The organism is Lacticaseibacillus suihuaensis (assembly GCF_054785075.1).
The window spans coordinates 189,538-210,387 of sequence record NZ_BAAGBJ010000001.1; the positions used below are offsets into that span (position 1 = coordinate 189,538).

Genomic DNA, 20,850 nt, shown 5'->3' on the forward strand with positions numbered 1-20,850 from the left:
CAATACACCAGCCAACCGCCGGAATGAAAGCTTTTTTGCCGCCGGTGGCCGGTGGTCGCAACCCGAACGCCTGTTCAAGGCATCTATTCTACGCGTCATTTCGCCATCCGTCAAAAAATGGTAAACTGGAGGAACTGAGACGAAAGGAGTACCCCGATGGCTAATTTCCTCATCAAACCGACACTTGTGGGACCGCGGCTCTCGCTTCGGGCCTTCACCGCGGCGGATGTGCCGCGAATGCTTGAGATTCTAAGCCAGCCCATGGTCAACCTTTACACCGGTGCCTTGAGCCACTGGCCCAAAGCTGCCGAACGCTTCGCAGCGAGTGCCGAGGAACGCCAGCGCATCACCGACTGGTACGCCACCCGCGGCCAGGCCGACGGTCGCCTCGACTGGGCAATTGTCCTTGACGCGCAAGTCATCGGTGAGGTGGTCCTTAACCAGTACGACGCGGCGGCCAACACCTGCAACCTGCGTGTGCTGATTGCCGATGACGCCACCGGGCACGGCAGCGGCTTTGAGGCGCTTCACCTGGCCTGTGCTTACGCCTTGGGACCGCTTGGGTTAGCCGCCCTGACACTCGACGCCTTTGACTTCAACCTCCGAGCCCAGCACGTCTACCACAAGCTAGGCTTTGTCGACACTGGGCGCATCGAAGGCGACCTGATGCTCGATGGCCAACCCCGAGCCAGCATCACAATGCGGCTTGACGCGGCAGCGTTCCACTAGAAAGGACCTGAATCATGAAACTTGCAATCTGTTTTGCCCTCGCCTACCTGATTGGCTCGATTCCAAGCGGCGTGTGGATTGGGCGCGGCTTCTTCCACAAGGATATTCGCGCCAGCGGGTCGCACAACATCGGCACGACCAACGCCTACCGAGTGCTTGGCCCAATCGGGGGCACGGTGGTCCTGGCGATGGACATCCTGAAGGGGACGCTTGGGGCCAGCCTGCCGGAGATGTTTGGCATCACGCCGCACTGGTGGGTGCTGCTCGTCGGGCTGGCCGCGGTGTTCGGCCACGCATTTTCGATTTTCATCGGCTTCAAGGGCGGCAAGGCCGTGGCCACCTCGGCCGGCATCTGTCTGGCCTACTCCCCGCTGTTTTTCGCCTTTGCCTGCGTCGTGTTCATCTCGCTGGTGCTGCTCACCTCGATGGTCAGCATCGCCTCGACGCTCGGCATGGCAATCGTCACCATCGGCTCCTTGTTCATGCACGATTGGCCGCTGACGGTGGTTTGCTTTGGCATCTGGGTGCTGTTCATGATTCGTCACAAGGACAACTTCGCGCGAATCAAGGCCGGTAAGGAGAACATGGTACCCTTCGGCCTCGGTCAGTTTCTGCGACGCCGGCGCCAGGCCAGATAACCCGGCCACCAAAAAATCACCCCGCGGGGTGATTTTTTAGTTCAGTGAATCGTGATGTCGTAGCCGTGATCGAAGGTCTCGCCCGGTGCCAGGCGGTTGATGCCCAGCTTGTCGGTCAGCTCCTGGTTCGTGTCGGTGGTGTCGGCAATACCCCACCAAGGCTCAAGACACACAAAGGTTGCCGCGTCGGTGTATGGACTCCACACCCCCATGAACTGGGCATCGGTGACGGTCAGGTCGACGCCGCGCGTGGTTTTCTCCGAGCGAATCGAGAAGGTGTTCTTGCCGGTCAGCTGGTAGATTGCCGCGTCGTTCTTGAAGAACTCGCGGTCCAGCTGCAGGTTGGTGTCCGTGGCGGCCAGCGTCCGGTGTGCGTAATCGATGGCGCCGCCGGCCAGCGGAATCTGCACCCGCGACTTGCGTGGGGCAAAGGACAAGTAGTAGTCGGTGAAGGCCGTGTCTTCGGTCATCGGCACCACAAACCCCGGGTGACCGCCGACGGAGAAGTACAGCGGGGCGTCTTGGGCCGGGTTTTGGACGTGATAGGCCACGCTCAGCGTATTGTTTTCAAGCGTGAAGGTGATCTGGAACTTGAAGGCAAACGGGTAGATGGCACGCGTCGCTGCCGTGTCGGTCAGCTCAAAGGTGACCCGGGTGGCGGTCTGGGCCACGACGGCGAAGGTCAGATCACGCGCAAAACCGTGCTGCCCCATGTGGTATTCTTGGCCGGCGTAGCGGTAGGTCTTGTCCTTCAAAGCCCCAACAATGGGAAACAGCACCGGGGCGTGGCGCTGCCAGACGGCCGGGTCGGCCTGCCAGATGTATTCGTGCTTGGCGTGGTTATCGACCAGGCTCACCAACTCCGCCCCGTGCGGATCAAGCGTGGCGGTCAAAAAATCGTTCGTTAAGGTTACCATGATGATATCTTCCTTTGTGTGTAGGTCTAAGCCTCCAGGCGAACCGGGCGGCTGTGCTTCTCTTTTATACCATGACAGCGCTTTTCATTCAACTGGGCGGCCTGATAGGACCCGCCCGGGTACCAAAAAACCGCCACCCGAAGGCGACGGTGATGGCTTACAGGATGAAGCGGGTCATGTCCTTGTCGGCCGCGATGTTGCCGACCTTGTCATTGACGTACTTCTCCGTCACGGTGATGTCCCCCATCTGCATGTCCGGGCCCTCGTACAGCACATCCTCCAACAGCTTCTCAAGGATGGTGGCCAGCCGCCGTGCCCCGATGTTGTCTGTGTCATGGTTCACACGAATCGCGATGGCGGCGATGCGCTCAATCGCCTCCTTGGTGAAGGTCAGCTTCACCCCATCGGTGCGAATCAAGGCGATGTACTGCTTGACCAAGGCGTTGTCCGGCTCGGTGAGAATGCGAACAAAGTCGTCTTGCGTCAGGTCCTTGAGCTCGACGCGAATTGGGAAGCGGCCCTGCAACTCGGCAATCAGGTCGGAAGGCTTGGCGGTGGCAAAGGCCCCAGAGCCGATGAATAGCACGTGATCCGTGTTCAGCGGGCCGTACTTGGTCGACACCTGAGAGCCTTCGACAATCGGCAAAATGTCGCGCTGAACGCCTTCGCGCGAGACCTCACCGGCGTTGTGCTTGTCTCCGGCGGCAATCTTATCAATCTCGTCGATAAAGATGATGCCGTTGTTCTCCGCCGCCTCAATCGCGTCGTGGTAAATGTCCGCGTGGTTAACCAGCTTATCGCTTTCCTCGCGGATGAAGACCTCACGCGCTTCCTTGACGGTCATCGTGCGTTCGACGCGCTTTTTGGGCATCATCGCGCCCAGCGTCTCGCTGAGGTCGATGCCCATTTGACCGTACATGTCGTTGCCGCCGTTGGGCTTTTTCTCATCGGCGACGGCGACGGTCAGCTCGCGGTCTTCAAGCAGCCCCCGGTCGAGCTGCTCAGCGACGGTCAGGCGCTGGTTGCGAATCTCGTCAGTCAGCTCCTCTTGCGGCGCCTGAGGCTGCGGATCCGCCCCACTTTGAAGGTTTTGGAGCATGCTCATCATGTCGGCCATCGGGTTGGTCGACTTCTTTTCCTTCTTGATGGCCGGCACCAACAGCCGCACCAGCCGCTTGTTGGCCTCGCGCTCGGCGCGGCCGCGAACCTTGCTGAAGGCAGCCTGCTCCTGCATCGCCACCGCAACGTCGGCGAGGTCGCGCACCATTGACTCCACGTCGCGGCCGACGTAGCCGACCTCGGTGAACTTGGTGGCCTCGACCTTCACGAACGGCGCGTTGACGATTTTGGCCAACCGCCGGGCAATTTCGGTTTTACCGACACCAGTGGGGCCGATCATCAGCAGGTTCTTAGGGGTGATGTCTTGTTGCATCTGGGCCGGCAACTGCATGCGCCGGTAACGGTTGTACAGCGCCACGGCAACGGCCCGCTTGGCCTCGCTTTGCCCGATGACGTACTGATCGAGGGCTTCGACAATCTGCTTGGGTGTTTTAGTCATAAGGGCCTCCTAGAAGGATTCGACGCGGATGTTGTGGTTGGTGAAAATGTCAATCGACCCCGCGATGTCGATGGCGGCCTTGGCGATGTCGGCGGCGGCCATGTCGGTGTGCTGAATCATGGCCATTGCCGCGGCCTGGGCGTAGTTGCCGCCGGAGCCGATGGCGACGACGTCATCATCGGGATCGATTACCTCGCCGGAGCCGGAGACCAAAAGCAGGTCGGACTCGTCCATGACGATCATCATCGCCTCAAGTTTTTGAAGCGTTGGGTCCTTGCGCCAGTCCTGGGCCAAGGCGACTGCCGCGCGACGCAGGTTGCCGGCATGATTCTCTAGCTTTTTTTCGAACCACTCCTGCAGGGTGAAGGCGTCGGCGACGCCGCCGGCAAACCCAATCACAACTTTGCCATCGTAAATGCGCCGAACCTTCTGCGCGTTGCCCTTCATGATCACCTTCTCACCGAGGGTGACCTGACCATCACCGGCGATGGCGGTGTGACCGTTCTTACGTACTGCTGCGATTGTTGTCATGTTTAGACTCCTTTTGACCAAATTTGACTAATGCCTAGTTTAGCAGGCCGGCACGGGTTGTACCTCAGCCCCTGGCCCTAATTATGTTCGGTAAAGTGCTTCAGGTAATCCGCCTTGAGGTGAGCGGTGGTCATGTGCGTGTAAATCTGCGTGGTCGAGAGGCTGGCGTGGCCCAAAAGCTCCTGGACGGTTCGCAGGTCGGCCCCGTGATCGAGCATATGGGTGGCAAAACTGTGCCGCAGCATGTGCGGGTGAATGCCGCCGGTCAGGCTGGTTTTTTGGACTACCTGATCTAGCACGTACTCGATGCCCCGAGACGTGATCGGGCGGCCGTGCTGGCTGACGAACACGCGGTCGTGAACCCGGTCGAGCTTGGCCATGAGCGTCGGCCGCCCGTCGTCCAGGTAGCGTAGCAAGGCCTTTTTGCAGTAGCTGCCGAAGGGTACGTAGCGGTCCTTGTTCCCCTTGCCGTGAACCAGCATCAGCTCAAGGTCAAAGTCCAGCTGATCCAGCGTGAGGTTGGCGCATTCGCTGACCCGGATTCCGGTGCCGTACAGCACCTCGAGCAGCGCCTGATTGCGTTGGTCCAGCGGGGTCGGGCCGGCCACCGCGGCGAACAATTCTTGAATCTCCGCCTCGTAGAAAAAATCGGGCAGGTGGTGGTGGCTCTTGCGCGTCTCCACCGCCTCGAAGGGGTCGACCTTGGCCTCACCCACCCGAATCAAGTAACGGTAAAAACTGCGTAGGGATGACAGCTTCCGGGCCACACTGGCCCGGGCCAAGTCGCGCTCGGCGAGGCTGCCGAGGTAAGTCTGCACGTCCAGTTCGTCGACGGCGTTGAAGTTGGTGAAGCCGCCGTTGGCTTGCAGAAAGGCTTGAAAATCAGTGATGTCTTCCGCGTAGGCCTTCTTGGTCTCCGCGGAGTACTGCCGCTCAACCAACAGGTACTGCATGAATTGCTTGATCTGATCCATCTAACCCCTCCTTTCAGGTCAACGCAACGACGGGGCCAAGCAACCGCTTGGCCCCGTCAGTCCGTTATTCCGTGAACGCGACCAAGTCGGCTAACGCGCGGTTGGCCAGCGTCCGGTTGCGCTCGCGCTTGTCTTTGATGCGCGTGTCAAGCGGCGGCATGATGCCGAAGTTCGCGTTCATCGGCTGGAAGTGGGCAGCGCTTGTGTGGGTGATGTAATGGGCCATCGAACCGATCGCCGTGGTTTCCGGGAACACCCGCGGAGTCAGGCCAAGCGCCAGCCTTGCCGCGTTTTGGCCGGCCAAAAGCCCGCTTGCGGCGGATTCGACGTAGCCTTCGACCCCGGTCATCTGACCGGCAAAGAACAATCCGGCCTGCCTGGTGCTTTCGTAAGTCGCGCGTAGCACCTCAGGCGAGTTCATGTACGTGTTACGGTGCATGACGCCGTACCGCACGATTTCGGCGTTTTCAAGGCCCGGGATCATGCGAAACACGCGCTTTTGCTCGCCCCACTTGAGGTGCGTCTGAAAGCCCACGATATTGAACAGACTGGCCGCCGCGTTGTCCTGGCGCAGCTGCACCACCGCATAGGGATCGCGCCCGGTCTTGGGATCGGCAAGCCCCACCGGCTTGAGCGGCCCGAAAAGCATGGTCCGAGGACCGCGCTGGGCCATCACCTCGATGGGCATGCACCCCTCAAACACGGTGAGGTCCTCGAAGCCGTGGCCGGTGGCGGCCTCGGCGGTGACTAGGGCTTCCTGGAAGGCGTAGAATTCGTCGCGCGTCATCGGGCAATTCAGGTAGGCCGCCTCGCCGCGGTCGTAGCGCGACTTCTTATAGACCTTGGTCATGTCAATCGAGTTGGCGTCAAGAATCGGCGCCGCGGCGTCGAAGAAGTGCAGACCTTCCGCCCCGTTCAGCGCCTGAATGCGCTCGGCTAAGGCGTCGGCCGTCAGCGGCCCGGTCGCCACCACCGTGATGCCGGCCGGAAAATCGGTGAGCTCTTCGGGTACGACGGTGATGCGCGGATGCTGCCGCAGCCTGGCCGTCACCAGCTCGGAAAACGGCTCGCGATCGACGGCCAGGGCGCCGCCGGCCGGCACCGCGGTCGCGTCGGCGGCCTGCATAATGACGGAATTCAGGCGCCGCATCTCCTCTTTAAGCAGCCCGACGGCGTTTTCAAGGCCGTTAGCGCGTAGCGAGTTGGTGCAAACCAGCTCCGCGAAGTTCGCGGTGTGATGCGCTGGCGTTGACTTGACCGGGCGCATCTCGTAAAGCATGACGTCGACGCCGGCGTTGGCAATTTGCCACGCGGCCTCACTGCCGGCAAGCCCGGCGCCGATGACGTTGACTTTTGGCATGATTTCCTCCGATCGACTCGTCAGGCGAGTCGCTGTGATGGCCAGTGCGGCCTACTTTTGAACGGCCTCTTTGTAGTCGTTGTTCGGGCAGACGATCTGCCGGCCGCCGCGCAACTTCTTTTCGACCAGGTAGTGGCCGCAAACCGGGCAGTCGCGCCCAGCCGGCTTGTCCCATGACACGAAGTCGCAGTCCGGGTAGCGGTCGCAGCCGTAAAAGACGCGGTTGCGCTTGGACTTGCGCTCAACGATCTGGCCCTTGCCGCACTTCGGGCAGACGACGCCGATTTCCTTGACGATGGCCTTGGTGTTGCGGCAATCCGGGAAGCGGGAGCAGGCGTAGAACTTACCGAAACGTCCGAGCTTGATCACCATCGGGGCCCCGCAGATGTCGCAGTCAAAACCGGCGGGTTCGTCCTTGATCTGAATCTTCTTGATGCCTTCCTCGGCATGGGCGACTTCCTTGGCGAACGGCTTGTAGAACTGGTCGATGACCGGCACCCAGGCGACCTTGCCGGTTTCGATGCTGTCGAGCTCGCCTTCGACCTTGGCGGTGAACTTGATGTCGACGATGTCCGGGAAGAACTTAGTGATCAAGTCGTTGACGATTTCGCCAAGCTCGGTCGGCTCGAAGCGCTTGGCCGTGATCTTGACGTAATAGCGCTTCTTGATGGTTTCGATGGTTGGGGCGTAGGTGCTCGGCCGCCCAACGCCGTTTTCTTCAAGCGCCTTGACCAGGTTGGCCTCGGAGAACCGCGCCGGCGGCTGGGTGAAGTGCTGCGCCGGGTCGGTTTTGACCAGCGTCGCCGCATCTCCCACCTCAAGCTCCGGCAGCAGGTTGTCCTTGGTGTCGGCGTCGCGGCTTGAGACGTACAGCTTGGTGAAGCCCTCGAACTTGGTCTGGCTGCCGTTGGCGCGGAAGGTGGCGACGCCTTGCTGCAGCGTGACCTGAACGGTGTCAATCACCGCCGGGGTCATTTCGCTTGCGACAAAACGGCTCCAAATCAGGCTGTAAAGCCGCATCTGGTCCTTGTCGAGCACCGCCTCGAGGCTCTTGGGCGTCCGGTTGGTGCTGGTCGGGCGAATCGCCTCATGGGCGTCTTGGGCCCCTTCTTGCAGCTTACCCTGGCGGATTTTGACCGCCGCGTAAGCCTCACCGTACTGCTCATGGATGAAGTGCGACGTCTCGGTCTTGGCGACGCTTGAGACCCGCGTCGAGTCGGTACGCATGTAGGTGATGAGTCCGACCGTGCCGAGCTTGCCGCCGAGGTTAATCCCTTCGTACAGCTGCTGAGCCAGCATCATGGTCTTACGCGCTGGGAAGCCCAGCTTGCGGTTGGCCTCTTGCTGCAGCGAGCTGGTGGTGAACGGCGGCGCCGGGAAGCGCTTGCGTTCCTTCTTAACCACGTTGGTGATCGCAAAAGGCTTGGCCTTGTCGATCTGCCGCAGCACGTCTTGCACCGCGGCATTGTTCGGCAGCGCCGTCTTCTTGCCGTTCAGGCCGTAAAAGCTGGCGGCGAATTTCTTGCTGGCCCCCTTCTTGAACTCGGCGTCAAGGCTCCAGTACTCCTCCGGGGTGAAAGCGCGAATTTCGTTTTCGCGATCGATGATCAGCTTCAGCGCGACGGATTGCACCCGCCCGGCACTCAGGCCCTTCTTGACCTTCTTCCACAGAAGCGGGCTGATCGAGTAACCGACCAACCGGTCCAAGACGCGCCGCGCCTGCTGGGCGTCGACCAGGTTCATGTCGATGGCCCGCGGCGTTTTGAACGCGTTTTTGACCGCGTCCTTAGTGATCTCGTTGAACACCACGCGGTTGTTGCCGGCCGGATCCAGCCCCAGAATGTGGCTGACGTGCCAGGCGATGGCCTCACCTTCGCGGTCCGGATCGGCCGCGAGGTAGACGTGGTCGGCGCCCTTAGCGGCTTTCTTGAGGTTCTTAATCACATCGCCCTTGCCGCGAATGGAGATGTATTTGGGTTCGTAGTCATGATCAAAATCGATGCCCATCTGGCTCTTCGGCAGGTCCCGAATGTGCCCAAGTGAGGCGACGACCTTGTAATTGCGACCGAGGTACTTCTCGATCGTCTTAGCTTTTGCTGGCGATTCCACAATGACCAAATTCTTGGTGGCCATGTGTGCCCTCCTTTCAGTGAGCGAGCTGCTCGCAAACTGCTCAAGGCTTCGGCGCTTTCGCACCCGGCGTGTTTGAACACCCGCGGCTTTCGACCGCTCAAAAACACAGGCTATCATATTCTATCCGTTCGGACTTTGTCAAATCAATTGGCCGCTTTTCTACCTATGTTAAGGGTAAAATTGCAACTCCTCGAGCAAATCGGCGCCGGTTTGAACCAGCTTCGCCCCGGCCTGAATCAAGGCATTGGTACCCACGCCCTGCGCCTCGCCGACGCGGTTGGGCAACGCAAAGACCTCGCGATTGTTCTGCAGCGCGTAATTGGCGGTAATCAGGCTACCGGAATGGACGGCTGCCTCGGTGACCAGCACCCCGTGAGCCAGCCCGGCGATGATGCGATTCCGTGCGACGAAGCGAAACGGCGCCGGTAACACGCCAAGCGGGTACTCGGAGACCAAAAGCCCCGCCTGGGCAATCGCGGCCTGCAGGCTGCGATTGGCCGCTGGGTAAACCTGATCCAGCCCGTTGGCCACCACCGCCACCGTCGGCCAGCCCCGGCTCAAGGCATACTCGTGAGCGAAGCTGTCGGCACCGGCGGCCAGACCTGAGATAACGGTCACCGCCGGCAGCTCCCGGCCCAGCTCAACCAGGGCCTGGCGGGTGTAGCGGCCGGCCTGGCGGGAGCCGACCACCGCCAGGCTCAGCCGCGCCAGCACCGCCCAGTCGCCTTGGTAAAACAAAACCGCAGGCGGCTGATTGCTTTCGGCCAGTCGCGGCGGGTAGGCCGCGTCCAGGCGCGTGACCAGCGGTTGGGTTCGGTAGAGCGTGGCGACCTGATTACGCCACGCGTGATCCGCCCAGGCCTGCTGCAGCGGCGCCAGCGCCGCCACATCCGCCAGCTGTCGCGCGTCGTCAAGCGCGGTCAGGCCCCTGGCCGCAATGGCCTCCCACAGCACCTGCTCGCTGGCCCATGCCTTGGTGTGCATCGCCAGGTGCCAATGAACCAGCAGTTCTCGAATGTTCATCGTCCTTCCCCCTTTACTGGGAGATTACGCCGGAACTCAAAAAAACCGCCGGCAAGCGGCGGTTCAAGTGAGGCTGGCGGCTATTCGGCTACAGCAGTCCAAGGCGTTGGGCTTGGTCGCGAACCGGGGCGAAGCTGCGCCGGTGAATCGGCGTCACGCCAAGCGTCGCCAGCGCGGCGAGGTGCTTGGCGGTGCCGTAGCCGTCGTTGTGAATCAGGTCGTAACCGGGATAGATGGCGTCGTACATGTGCATCAGGCGGTCTCGCACCACCTTGGCGACGATACTGGCGGCGGCAATGCTGATGGAATTGGCATCCCCCTTAATCAGCTTGCGCTGACGCCAGCCGCCCGGCACGGTCATCGCGTCGACCAACAGGTAATCCGGTCGCACCCGCAGGCTGGCCGCCGCCTCGCCCATGATGAGCTCAGTGGCGTGATAAATGTTTTCACGGTCAATGCGCGGGGCATCCGCCACGCCGAGGCTCACGGCCACCGCCTGCGAGACGATTTGCGGAAAAAGCGCGGCGCGTTCATGCGCGGTCAGTTGCTTGGAGTCGTTGACCGGCAGCGCAAAGTCGTGCGGCAGAATCACCGCGGCGGTGACCACCGGCCCGGCCAAGGGGCCTCGGCCGACCTCGTCGATACCGGCGATGTGCGGGTAGCGCGGCCAAAGTTCGCGCTCAAAGCGACTGCGATTGTACAAGGCCTGCGCCTGTTGCGTCGCCTTGGCCTGACGCCTGTGGTATTGGGCCAACAGCTGCTGGGCGCCGGCTCGCGGATCCTCGGCAAGCGCCGCCAGCACCGCGTCGTCAACCGGCGTTGTCGCCAGCAGGTCCTTATAGGCCTTCAGCGTTGTCATCGGGCACCTCCAGCGTGAACGGACCGAACTTGCCCTGCCGTGCATCGAAAATCACGCGTTCGGCCGCGCGGTTGTAGTTATCGCCAAAGCCCAGCTTCTTGGCCAAAAGCACCATCAGATCAGGCGCCGCCAGCGCCATGTCGTCTGCCGTCAGCTGGTAGGCGCGACGCAGCTGGGCCGGATAATGCGACTGGAAAAACTCAAGGCCGTACAGTCCCACCGTGTCTTCTTGGAAAACCGAGTCGGCGATGGCGCCGGTCAGCGCGAGCTTTTGGCCAATCAGCTGGTCATCGAATTTCGGCCACAAGATGCCGGGCGTGTCCAGCAGCGCCAAGCTGTCGTCGACCTTGAGCCACTGCTGATTCTTCGTGACCCCAGGGCGATTGCCGACCACCGCGATGTTTTTTTTGACCAGGCGGTTGAGGACCGTGGACTTGCCGACGTTGGGGATACCGATGCACATCGCGCGAAGGCTTGGGTTGCGGATGCCCCGCGCCTTTTGCTTGGCCAGTTTGGCCGCCATCAGCTGCCGCGCCAGGGCCGATATCTGAGTCAGCCGCTTGGCGTGTTGCGCGTCGATTGCCAACGCGGCAAAGCCGAGGTCTTGGTAGTAACGCAGCCACCGCGCGGTCGCTTGGGGATCGGCCAGGTCCTGCTTGTTGAGAACCATGATGCGCGGCTTTTGGCCGATAATCTGATTCATCATCGGGTTGCGGCTGGCCTCTGGGATTCGGGCGTCGACGATTTCAAGCACGAGGTCGACCTGCTTGAGCTTTTCCTGGACTTGGTTGCGGGCCTTTGCCATGTGGCCGGGAAACCAGTGAATTTGTGCCATATTGTGTCACTCCTTTAGTACCAAGGGGTTGAGGCCCTTGGGTTGTCATTTTTTCGTAAACGTGGGCAAAACGTGGGCAACGTGGCGAAATTACCAAACGCTACCGTGCAACTTCACCCGATTTTTTCAATGAACCGCGTGATGGCTTCAACCGACTTGTCTTGATTTTCATCAAGGGTATGCGTGTAGCCATCCGTAGTTTCGGCCCGAACATGCCCAACTCGCTTCTGCACTTCCTTGAGCGAAATCGACGGGTCATCGCGAAGCACCGAAATGTGAATGTGGCGGAAGCCGTGAGGAATCGCGTTCTTCGTCCATTCAAAACCATACCATTCTTGGCAATGCTTCGTCAGCGACTTATTGATTCGCGTCAGAATCTCACGGAAGCTGTGCGAGGTGATCGGTGAGCCATACTCCGTCCTAAACAGCGACTTAGAAGCATGAAAGGCGTCCGCCGGAAAGTCAGCCATGTGTTCGTCGAATGCCTTGTTACGGGCAATGACGCGCTTTAACGCATCAATGGCAAACTCTGGCAGTTCTTCCACCCGTTCACCAGCTTCGGTCTTGGTGGTATCCTCGTAATACTCATCAACGCGCAGGTCATGATATTGCAAGGACTTGTCGATGGTCACCAGCAGGTTCTCGAAATCAATGTCAGCTTCCGTCAATGCGGCCGCTTCACCGATCCGACAGCCCGTCCCAATCATGAATAGCGCCAAATCGTAGTACGACTGATGCCGCCGCTTGCGCAGCTCTGCCAACAAGGCGTGAACCTCGTGCTCGTCAAGAAACTTGGCTTCTCGGCGCAGACGCTTCTCGCGCTTCTCTTTTGAACTCGCGGAGAGTTTGATCACACGCGTTGGTGAGAACGGAATCGCGTTGTGCAGAACGCCATAGTCGAAGATTTTGTTGAGCGAGCACTTGATATGCTGCATCGTCGAGTGGGTCGAGTGATACTTCTTCTTGTAGTCGTTCAACAGGTTTTGAATTAGCAATGGTGTAATCACTTCTAGTAAGACGTCATCTGCCATTAGCTCCGCTATGCGTTTCAGCACCATTTTCTCACGCGTGACGGTTGGCGGCTTGACCGTAGTCTGCCAAGTTTCCAACCATTTTGCTTTCAGCTCACCGAATGTCACCATCGCGGCGCCGTTGAAAGCACCTTGTTTCACCGCAATCTGCTCCTCAATCTTTGCCGCTAAGTCGCGTTCGGCCTGCTTGCGGGCACGCGCCGTGTTCGTGGAGAACTTGACGACTTCCCGTTTGGCTTTGCCAGTCAGTGGATCAACATAGCGATCCACTGCATAATACGTTGACTTACCGCTCTTGCGTTTTCTTTCTTCAAAATACATGTTTTATCCTTTCCGGGTAAGGAAAAGGGCAAAACTGAATCTCTATTAGCAGATTCTATTTTAACATCCAAACCCCTTATTTTCTGCGTAATTTTGAATAGCCATGTGTCTTCCAGTATAGAAAGTCGGCGAACACCTCAAAATTGATGAAGACGAGCTTGTGCGTTGGGTTCAAGACCCCGTCACGCCATCGCTTGTTGTCACGCATCTCACATAGCCAACGATTGAGCGTGTATTTGTTTAAGCCGTCGTATCGGCTTAAAATAGCTTCCTTGTTGCCCCATTCAGCGTCACTATCCGACACTGGACTGTATCTGATTTTCATTCATTACCTCACTTGTTGTGTCTAGCATCTGTGTGAGATAATCAGCACAGATAGGACCCATATCTTATCTGTGAAGGGTGACTACTTGCTTTGGTCGGCGTGGTCATCCTTTTTTGATTGCTCACTTTCAGGTGTCATTGCTTCAAACAAACCATTTTCAAGTTGATCTGCGCCAACTGTGTACTGCTCAATGATTTGTCGATGTTTGTTTGTCAAGATTGCCCCGCGGATCGATTGCATCGTTTTCTGGTTACCCCAGTACGCGTCAATCTCGTGGAGCACTCGCTCCATCGGTGCAACTTGCTTATCAATCCACGCCCGTGTTCGATTGAGATCGAGCGGTTCTGGGGCGGTGGTCAAGCGCAGTGGCTGGCGATCATGACCAACAAATCGTTGCCAATTCTTGTTGAGCGGCCAATCCAACCGCGGCTTACCTTTTTGAGCATCGACAAAACGCAGGTACCGTTTGATAATGCCAAATATCGTGCGTTCCTCATCGCGGTAACAAAGCAAATCATCAACAGCCTTTTCCGCCCGGGTGTTCTTCAAGCGAATTTCAAAGCGGTTATAGATGTTGGTGGTTAAGCCTTTCTTGTGCTGCTCGGCGCCTTTCTCGTAGAGGCAAAAGTAAAGTTCGCTTTTGGTTGAACCAATGTATAATGTCGTGCCAGTCTCATCATCAAATTCTTCATCGTCTTCATGATAGATGTGGCCGGATACCGTGCCTTGGTACTCACGCATGACGGTGATGCACTCGTTGGCCTGAATCTTTTGAATCAGGTTTGGAATATCCAGCATATTGACCATATCGTTGACGGCTAAGTCCAGTCGTTTCATCACGCCTTTCATGTCCAGACACTGGTCAAGAAAGTCATACCAAGTTTCGCCACGCCCTAGCAGAATACTTTCCATTTGGCGACAACCTTGCCCGCGTAGTTCTACCAGCGTCCCCAGCTCCTTGTGTCCCGGATCAGAGCCGTAAACTTTAATCTGGCCTAGTGAGCGGGTAAATTGATAACCGAACGCCGCACGATCTTCTGACAGAATGCAATCCGTTTGCAAGCGTAAGAGAGCATCGACGATTTTGTCTATATCCTGTGTTGGAAACCGAATCCGGACATAGTCAATCAGCAGTTGCAGTTCTGGCTCATCTGACCAATTATTGAGCGTCTTATCAATGTACATTTGTAGGCCGCTACTACACGCTTCGCCATTTTCGATGCGACTAAGGTGGCGTTGTGTGATACCAATCCGGTGACACAACTGTACCTGCGTCAGGTTCAATTCTTTACGGCGCCTCCGTACTGAATCACTCCAGTAACCCAAATTGTCTACCTCCTAATCTTGTTGCCACCGGACATCAGCTTGAATTGTCCAGTTGGCAATTTCTGTGCTGTATCAACGTTTCTACCGGGAAATCAGGTAGATAGGTGTCATTTACGACCCCCCTGTTAGTACATGGGGGTCTAGGCGGCCGGCTACGCCGACCGCCGCCGCTCACGCTTGCGGCTTTCGCGCTGCACGCCGCGCGTGGCGGCGCAGGTTCGAGCACCCTTACACCACTTGTGAAATCGACTCTTGCCCTGTGTAAACAGCATAACAGCAGCCGCTATAGGCGGATAGCCATTGATTTTGTCAGACTTTTCCCGCCGAACCTGGACTGAAAACTTGCCTACAAAAAAAGTCCATCATATGATGGGCTTGGAGGTGAATTGAATGATTGAAAACATCGGGCCAAACGTGAAGCAATTGCGAAAAGAACATCACCTTAGTCAGGTTGACTTGGCAGACGCCATCGAAGTAACGGTCGACTCCATCTCAAAGATTGAGAATGGAAAACGTGGCACTAGTTTTGAAACCTTGGATCGAATTGCCCGGTTCTTCAATGTTGCACCGGTCGACCTACTAGGTTCACCTGAGGAAAAACAACTTCATGAAACGGCAGCAATTCTGGATCGTATAGATGAATATCAAGAGAAAATCGAACGCCTCATCCGTCTAAGAAGGCAAATGCTAGACTTCTCCCCTAGGCAGATAGACCAACTAGCCGACCAGTTAAAGGAAATCTTCGCCTTCTTCCAGCCGTACACGCCTGTTGATGAAGATGGAAATCCGGAGACGGATAAAAACGGACGTCGAGTCATTCGGCAATCTCGTTACCGTGAATTGCCAGTGGAGGACATAAAACAGCTATACGAAAAAATTCAAACAATTGAGAATTTCCGCAACAAGTAATATTCTTCCTAGATCGGTTCCTGCTGCTCCAACGCACTAATGATAATTTCAGAACCTTTCCCGAGTTGTGAAAGCAAAGCACGATAATTTTTATCGTGAACATTAGAATAAAATTTAAAGATAAGCGCCGCCTCTTTCTCTGTAAACTTGGCGTCTCGAGGTAGGTAGTCTTTAATCGTGTCGAACACGAACTCATTATCGACGTCCGGATTCAGAGGAATAGTTTTAAACTCGATGTCTATTGATTGAATCACAGACTGAATAACTTCATATGTGACACGAACCTGTTGGTCATCTTGCACATATCGATCAGGTTCATCTTTGTCTGGGAACGGAACCATATCTGACTCCACACTGATAAACGATCCAATGACATTTGAATCATCAGGATACCGAAAGGTATGCAAGAGCGTCAAAAGCACACCGGACAAATCTTCAGCAACTTCCATAGCCAATAGGGCTTCCGCATTTGATGGTGGAACACTTCTAAGACGCGCACCATGGGCGGCAGCTGAGGAATTTCTCAAGTTTGCAATACTTTGAACCAGCTCGCAAATATTCTTTGCAACCTCTGCGGTTTGTGGCAGATTTGGAAGTTGGGGCTCAAACAGATTTAGTGTTTCCTGAACCTCTTGAAACATTCCGATTGTATAGATGCCAGTATTCCGGTCCTGCCTCCCCTTTTCTTCAGCAATTTCTGTCGACGTGACAGCGTGATACACATAGGCACATGTAGACTCGATGAGAGTCTTTGCCATCGCCACAGCCTCCCCATATTCCTTGCGATTAAACTTTACGGTCATATCGCGAAACTTTTCTTCGACTGCACCGACGCTAAAGACATCGGCGCGAATTCTGAAATCATCTAAGTCTGAAAAATTCATTCCTATTTTTCTCCATTCTTAAGACCACTCAGTCTTTCACTTCTAGAAATTAATCTCGAATAGTGCAATCGTTATTTGATATTTTCACCAGATGCCCATAGTTTCTCAATCCCGCCCCCATCAAGAGAATATGCAATCAGGAAACATCCTGGCCAGCAAGACAAGCACTTGAAGGTAAAGCCCAAGAACTTACAATGATGGTAATATCTGCTCAAATGTTGTTAACCCATTGGTTTCACTTTTGACTCAATAAAATCAATCTCTCCCTTGTCAAATCCGTATTTATTATACAGTTGCTGGTCGATTTCAGGAATGGTTACCGTCCAATCAATGTCAGACTCAGAAGTGAAATTCTGTAACGGGACTTGCGTCCAAGTCTTGCGAGAATTATGCTGCGTAATCTTTAATACGCCTAACATCGTTCTGGCAAATTTTGTTTTGATGTATGCCAAAACGTTGCGGGCCTCAGACTCCTCATTAAACTCTCCAATTGTTAAAAAAGTATCAGTATGCCCGATTAAGGGCTGCCCGATTAAGGGCGTACTAAGCACTTCGCCAATTGCACCGGATCCATTAGCCTCAGGCACGAGAACTTTCCACTTGTCAAAGGAAGGTGGTAGTTCCAAATACTTCTTCTCAATCCATTTATATTCTCTTTTACCGCTGACTAGACCCAGCATTTGAATTGAGGACTGATCCGGAGCTGGCCCATCCTTAAATGCAAATGGCATCCCAGAAAATGACCTCGAGACTATCTTGTTCCTGGTCCCCTTTCCCTGCATCTTTTCCGCGTCAGGGAAATCGTTGAAGAACAAATCTGAGAACTTATAAATTCCTTGTGGTTGCACCAAATTTGCAAACGAATGAGGGTTGGTACCTGCAACTTTGTGAGAAATTGAGTTCAACTCTGAATACTGACTAAAAATACCAATTGGTCTGACAGTTGACGAAGCATCTTTATAAATAACCGCCAAGCCGCCTTTTATATCCGTCCCGGCGAATACCTTTGAAGAGTTCTGTTCGTAAAAGAGCACCTTTAAATGATCATCTGCCAACATCTTCTTATTCCAGGACTCCGGTGTTTGTCCAGCATTGAAGAGAAATCTACCTGGCGAAATTAAGCAATATTGAGAAGACATTTTATCAGCCAGGTCATAGAAATACTGGAAAATTGGTTCATCTCTCGCCTCGCCAGGTTCTTGGTAAGGCGGGTTCCCCACCACCACGTCAAATTTCATTTCAAGTCCCCCTTTCTGAACAGTTCATCACATTTGGCTTCAAAGTCGCCCTCACCGCGCGCATATGGCGTTGTATCAAGAAATACGATATGCAAGTCGTCAATGTCCTTAACGGCGTCATCAAAGCCAAAAACAAAGTTGCGGGCAATGTGGTAGATAATCTCACTGGGCGCAAAGCCGTATACCTGGTGTTCAAGAATATGCTTTAGCCGTTCATGTGCATCTGGTATCTGATCAGCAAGTCCGACATACAGTCGCTTGACGATTTCAGTCAAGTACAATCCAGACTTAACATACAAGTCCGCAAAGGTCTTATCCGGATCACTAAAGATTTCTGGGTTCTCCTCTTCCAGCTTATCAATCATCATCTTGACGACTTTCTTGGGCGTGAAGATCTGATTCGTCTTCTGTGGCGGAATATAGTCGAATATGTCTTCGTCATGACTTTCATCAAAGTAATCAGCCAAGTCGGCTCGCTTCCTCAAGAACTCCTGGCAAGACTCATCGAAGACAACTTGATCAAAGAAATGATACTGATCCCGTAATGTACGGAACTGGTCAAGGGTGATGCCGGTGACTTCTCTGAACACTGAATCACTGATTGTTGTATCAAAATCGGCGAGCGTCGTCTCAGTGGTCCCATAAGCCATCAAGAAGGACGGAATTGTCCGAGCAAAGCCGCGAAGCCTTGCCCGAACATCATCTTCGACAGTACTCTTCTTTTTCTCTTCCGCCTGCTGCAATACGTTTTCCGCAGCTTTCTGAGTCTGCTCATGGACAGCTGCTGTGACTTGTTCGGAAATCTGCTGTTGCAGATTATCCTGGATTTCCTTCTGTCGCGCATCAAATGCAGCCTTAATCTCGGCCTCTTTGGCTGAATCATGCTCGGCTTCTGCGATGCCTTTGTCGTAGTCCGCCTTTGCTTCGTTGACCTCGATACCGGAGTTAGTCGTCAGCACTTCGACTGTACGCGCAATCACGTCTGCGCTTTGCTTTACAACCTTTTCAGCGGTCTTGGCAGTAACACCATTCTCCTTCGCGATGTCCTTGACCGCATCGAGCGTGTTGTCAGTAAAACTCTTAGCAATCGTCTCAGAAAGGGATGAATCTGAACTTTGCACGGCGTCATCGGCAGTATTTTGAATGTCTTCATAAATCTTTTCGCCGAAGTGCGCGTTAGTGACAATGGAAACCGTCTCCTCGGGGACAACGGCTGAACCATTCTGATCGACTTTAACGTCGTTCGTATCAATTGGATCACTTGTCTGCCGCGGGGTAGACTTGCCTTCGTCGACTGGGTTCAGCTGATTGAGAATTTCGCGGGCTTCAGTTGACGCAAAGATGCCGCCAATATTTTGGAACAACAAATTGGACATGAATCCGCGCTTCACGACCTCCTGTGCCTTGATGGTCTTTGGAATCGTCAGCACTTGCCTGGCATCCAGTTCGACCATCTTGCCTTCGCTATCCTCAGCAATCACTGGGAAAAAGTTCAGGAGCCGCTTGATATGGTCCTTGCGATTTTCAGCCGTCCCACCCCCGTTAGTCGTCTGACTGGATAAATTATTGGCAAAGTCGTCATAGAGCGTCAACGTCCGTTCCGGTGCGAAATCGAACACGTACGCGTTCTCTTTTTGCTTGGGTTCACCATTTTCCGAATACGTCCACGGGTTCTGAGATCGGAACGCGGCCTGCATGTAGAGACTTGGTGACTTCATGTTGGACAGCATCAACACACCCGTCCATTCGGGAATAGTCACCCCGGTCGTCAACTGGCCGACAGATAAAGTGATTGTCTTGTCGTAATCCTTAATGGCCTTTCGCACCCGGTCAAGTGCCTTTTCATTGATAATCTGATCGTCGTCCGTCTTACCATCACCCGCAGCAAGTTCAACGTGATAGTTTTCAAACACCGGATCATGATCCAACAGGCGTTTGAGGGCTTTCGCGCTATCGACGCGATTCAGTAACCAGAAAGTGTGCTTTAGTTCAGCCCGTAATTCTGGGGTTGAGAATGGATACTTCTCGTTATGAGTGAGGGTTGATAGCCATTTCAGAACATCCGCTTCATGAACGAATTTACCCGAATCATTTGTGAGGAAGAACTCGTTCAGGTCAAACGCGTAGTCGACCGAGTCCTCATCAATCTTCGCCCCCGTCTTGACCTCATCAGTAATCATTGAGCTCATCTGATACGAGAACAGGTTCAGCTTGGGCAACTTCTCATAAGGGTTGTTTTCTTCACTGCTAACGGGCCAGTTTGCTTTCGCCTCTTGTTCATCACCGTAGGTCCAGTTATAAATCTGGTCATCAGAGAACTTGCCGGATGCCATCGCCTTAAACGGGGTACCAGACAGGTTCAAAGTGAATGCCCGTTTAATTTTGTCAAATGCCACATCAGCCTTAAATGTATCTGCGCCTTCATGGGCCTCGTCTATGACCAGCAAATCCCAATCCAGGTCTTTGACCCATTTTAATTTGTTGATTGCGCCACCGAAAGGAATTGCCCCTTTTAGATCCTGGAGCGAGATGAAAGCAATCATGCGGTCTTTGCCGCCGTCGAGTTGAGCCTGAAACTCATCCCGCGACATGGAGGGCTTATCACTGAGCGAGTCGGTGGTTGAAACGAAAGCAAAATCCGTTTGCCAAGCGATGAACTTCTGGTAATCTTCGAACCAAGAGTTGGCAATGGCTGGTCGGTTGGTAACAACAAGCACTTTCTCTGCATCGAGCCGCCGGGCAAGATCGTACGTCGCCAGCGTTTTACCAAAACGAGGCTTGGCATTCCAAAGAAACTCGCCATGTGGATGACCCTTGGCATAATCCAACGTCTGACTGACCGCAGCCTCTTGCTCCGGGCGGAGTGTATACGAAAGTGCTTCGTTAGACTGCTTACGGTCGCCATCACGGAAGGCCTCATAGTCAGCGTAGGCTTCCTCTGGATGGCCATCAAAGTAGAACCATTCAGTCCCCTTGCGTTGCTCCTTATTCTTATACTTACGCAAGTAGGCATGAAGCTGGGTATCAGTAAACCACTCGGCGCCTCGGCTAAACTTCGCTGGTGCGGACCACAGCTTATCAAATTCCAGGTTAATGGCGGCCGTCTTGGTTTGCTCTTTGATACGGACGTCGACATCCTGACGCTCGGTATAGCCAATCTTGATCCAGCCCTGGTCATCTTCGACCTTTGGCAATGTGTACGCATAAATCTGAGGATAGATCACTTTAGTGGTTTTGATTTTCGCCGTTTCTACCATAC

The 20,850-nt window shown here is 55.1% G+C and carries 18 protein-coding genes; 3 read left to right on the forward strand and 15 right to left on the reverse strand.

From position 1 onward, the window contains the following. Positions 1-156 precede the first annotated feature (156 nt). The gene (locus tag ACYVRZ_RS00870; protein WP_461223984.1) at positions 157-729 is read left to right on the forward strand and encodes a GNAT family N-acetyltransferase; all 573 of its coding nucleotides are present in this window, start codon (positions 157-159) and stop codon (positions 727-729) included. Between the two features lie 14 nt (positions 730-743). After that, entirely contained in the window at positions 744-1,367 is a 624-nt protein-coding gene (gene plsY / locus ACYVRZ_RS00875) for a glycerol-3-phosphate 1-O-acyltransferase PlsY (RefSeq protein ID WP_461223986.1), read from the forward strand. Between the two features lie 41 nt (positions 1,368-1,408). Here the strand turns inward: plsY and ACYVRZ_RS00880 are convergent, their stop codons facing one another. From ACYVRZ_RS00880 to ACYVRZ_RS00935, 12 genes are all read right to left on the reverse strand, one after another. Continuing rightward, positions 1,409-2,284, reverse strand: coding sequence for an aldose 1-epimerase family protein (locus ACYVRZ_RS00880; RefSeq protein WP_461223988.1), 876 nt, complete (start codon positions 2,282-2,284; stop codon positions 1,409-1,411). A 157-nt stretch (positions 2,285-2,441) separates the two neighbouring features. Continuing rightward, positions 2,442-3,842, reverse strand: a complete 1,401-nt coding sequence (gene hslU, locus ACYVRZ_RS00885; RefSeq protein WP_461223990.1) for an ATP-dependent protease ATPase subunit HslU — start codon at positions 3,840-3,842, stop codon at positions 2,442-2,444. 9 nt (positions 3,843-3,851) lie between these two features. Beyond that, positions 3,852-4,373: an ATP-dependent protease subunit HslV gene (gene hslV, locus ACYVRZ_RS00890; protein ID WP_262314617.1), complete on the reverse strand. Its 522-nt coding sequence runs from the start codon at positions 4,371-4,373 to the stop codon at positions 3,852-3,854. Positions 4,374-4,450: 77 nt separating this feature from the next. Continuing rightward, on the reverse strand, positions 4,451-5,347 hold the full coding sequence (gene xerC, locus ACYVRZ_RS00895; protein ID WP_461223992.1) for a tyrosine recombinase XerC: 897 nt from the start codon (positions 5,345-5,347) through the stop codon (positions 4,451-4,453). A gap of 64 nt (positions 5,348-5,411) precedes the next feature. Further along, the gene (trmFO, locus tag ACYVRZ_RS00900; RefSeq protein ID WP_461223994.1) at positions 5,412-6,707 is read right to left on the reverse strand and encodes a methylenetetrahydrofolate--tRNA-(uracil(54)-C(5))-methyltransferase (FADH(2)-oxidizing) TrmFO; all 1,296 of its coding nucleotides are present in this window, start codon (positions 6,705-6,707) and stop codon (positions 5,412-5,414) included. Between the two features lie 51 nt (positions 6,708-6,758). Then, positions 6,759-8,840, reverse strand: a complete 2,082-nt coding sequence (gene topA, locus ACYVRZ_RS00905; RefSeq protein WP_461223995.1) for a type I DNA topoisomerase — start codon at positions 8,838-8,840, stop codon at positions 6,759-6,761. A gap of 168 nt (positions 8,841-9,008) precedes the next feature. Then, positions 9,009-9,863 carry a DNA-processing protein DprA gene (dprA, locus tag ACYVRZ_RS00910; RefSeq protein ID WP_461223997.1) on the reverse strand — a complete coding sequence of 285 codons (855 nt, stop codon included), beginning with the start codon at positions 9,861-9,863 and terminating at the stop codon, positions 9,009-9,011. Positions 9,864-9,951: 88 nt separating this feature from the next. Then, the gene (locus tag ACYVRZ_RS00915; RefSeq protein WP_461223999.1) at positions 9,952-10,722 is read right to left on the reverse strand and encodes a ribonuclease HII; all 771 of its coding nucleotides are present in this window, start codon (positions 10,720-10,722) and stop codon (positions 9,952-9,954) included. Continuing rightward, positions 10,700-11,557: a ribosome biogenesis GTPase YlqF gene (ylqF, locus tag ACYVRZ_RS00920; RefSeq protein WP_461224001.1), complete on the reverse strand. Its 858-nt coding sequence runs from the start codon at positions 11,555-11,557 to the stop codon at positions 10,700-10,702. The genes ACYVRZ_RS00915 and ylqF overlap by 23 nt, the downstream gene beginning before the upstream one ends. Before the next feature lie 113 nt (positions 11,558-11,670). After that, on the reverse strand, positions 11,671-12,909 hold the full coding sequence (locus tag ACYVRZ_RS00925) for a tyrosine-type recombinase/integrase (RefSeq protein WP_100908487.1): 1,239 nt from the start codon (positions 12,907-12,909) through the stop codon (positions 11,671-11,673). 76 nt (positions 12,910-12,985) lie between these two features. Beyond that, a complete protein-coding gene (locus tag ACYVRZ_RS00930; protein ID WP_075760678.1) occupies positions 12,986-13,234 on the reverse strand; it encodes a DNA-binding protein in 249 nt (82 codons plus the stop codon). A gap of 81 nt (positions 13,235-13,315) precedes the next feature. After that, positions 13,316-14,560 carry a replication initiation factor domain-containing protein gene (locus tag ACYVRZ_RS00935; protein WP_100908486.1) on the reverse strand — a complete coding sequence of 415 codons (1,245 nt, stop codon included), beginning with the start codon at positions 14,558-14,560 and terminating at the stop codon, positions 13,316-13,318. A gap of 390 nt (positions 14,561-14,950) precedes the next feature. On the opposite strand from ACYVRZ_RS00935, the gene ACYVRZ_RS00940 reads away from it, so the two are divergent. Beyond that, on the forward strand, positions 14,951-15,469 hold the full coding sequence (locus tag ACYVRZ_RS00940) for a helix-turn-helix domain-containing protein (protein ID WP_075760676.1): 519 nt from the start codon (positions 14,951-14,953) through the stop codon (positions 15,467-15,469). A gap of 8 nt (positions 15,470-15,477) precedes the next feature. Here the strand turns inward: ACYVRZ_RS00940 and ACYVRZ_RS00945 are convergent, their stop codons facing one another. The 3 genes from ACYVRZ_RS00945 to ACYVRZ_RS00955 all read right to left on the reverse strand — a co-directional run bounded on the left by ACYVRZ_RS00945 (position 15,478) and on the right by ACYVRZ_RS00955 (position 20,848). Beyond that, positions 15,478-16,353: an abortive infection family protein gene (locus ACYVRZ_RS00945; protein ID WP_100908485.1), complete on the reverse strand. Its 876-nt coding sequence runs from the start codon at positions 16,351-16,353 to the stop codon at positions 15,478-15,480. A gap of 221 nt (positions 16,354-16,574) precedes the next feature. Continuing rightward, positions 16,575-17,591 carry an Eco57I restriction-modification methylase domain-containing protein gene (locus ACYVRZ_RS00950; RefSeq protein WP_075760674.1) on the reverse strand — a complete coding sequence of 339 codons (1,017 nt, stop codon included), beginning with the start codon at positions 17,589-17,591 and terminating at the stop codon, positions 16,575-16,577. After that, positions 17,588-20,848, reverse strand: coding sequence for a DEAD/DEAH box helicase family protein (locus ACYVRZ_RS00955; RefSeq protein ID WP_461224004.1), 3,261 nt, complete (start codon positions 20,846-20,848; stop codon positions 17,588-17,590). Before ACYVRZ_RS00955 ends, ACYVRZ_RS00950 begins: the two co-directional genes overlap by 4 nt. Between the last annotated feature and the right edge of the window lie 2 nt (positions 20,849-20,850).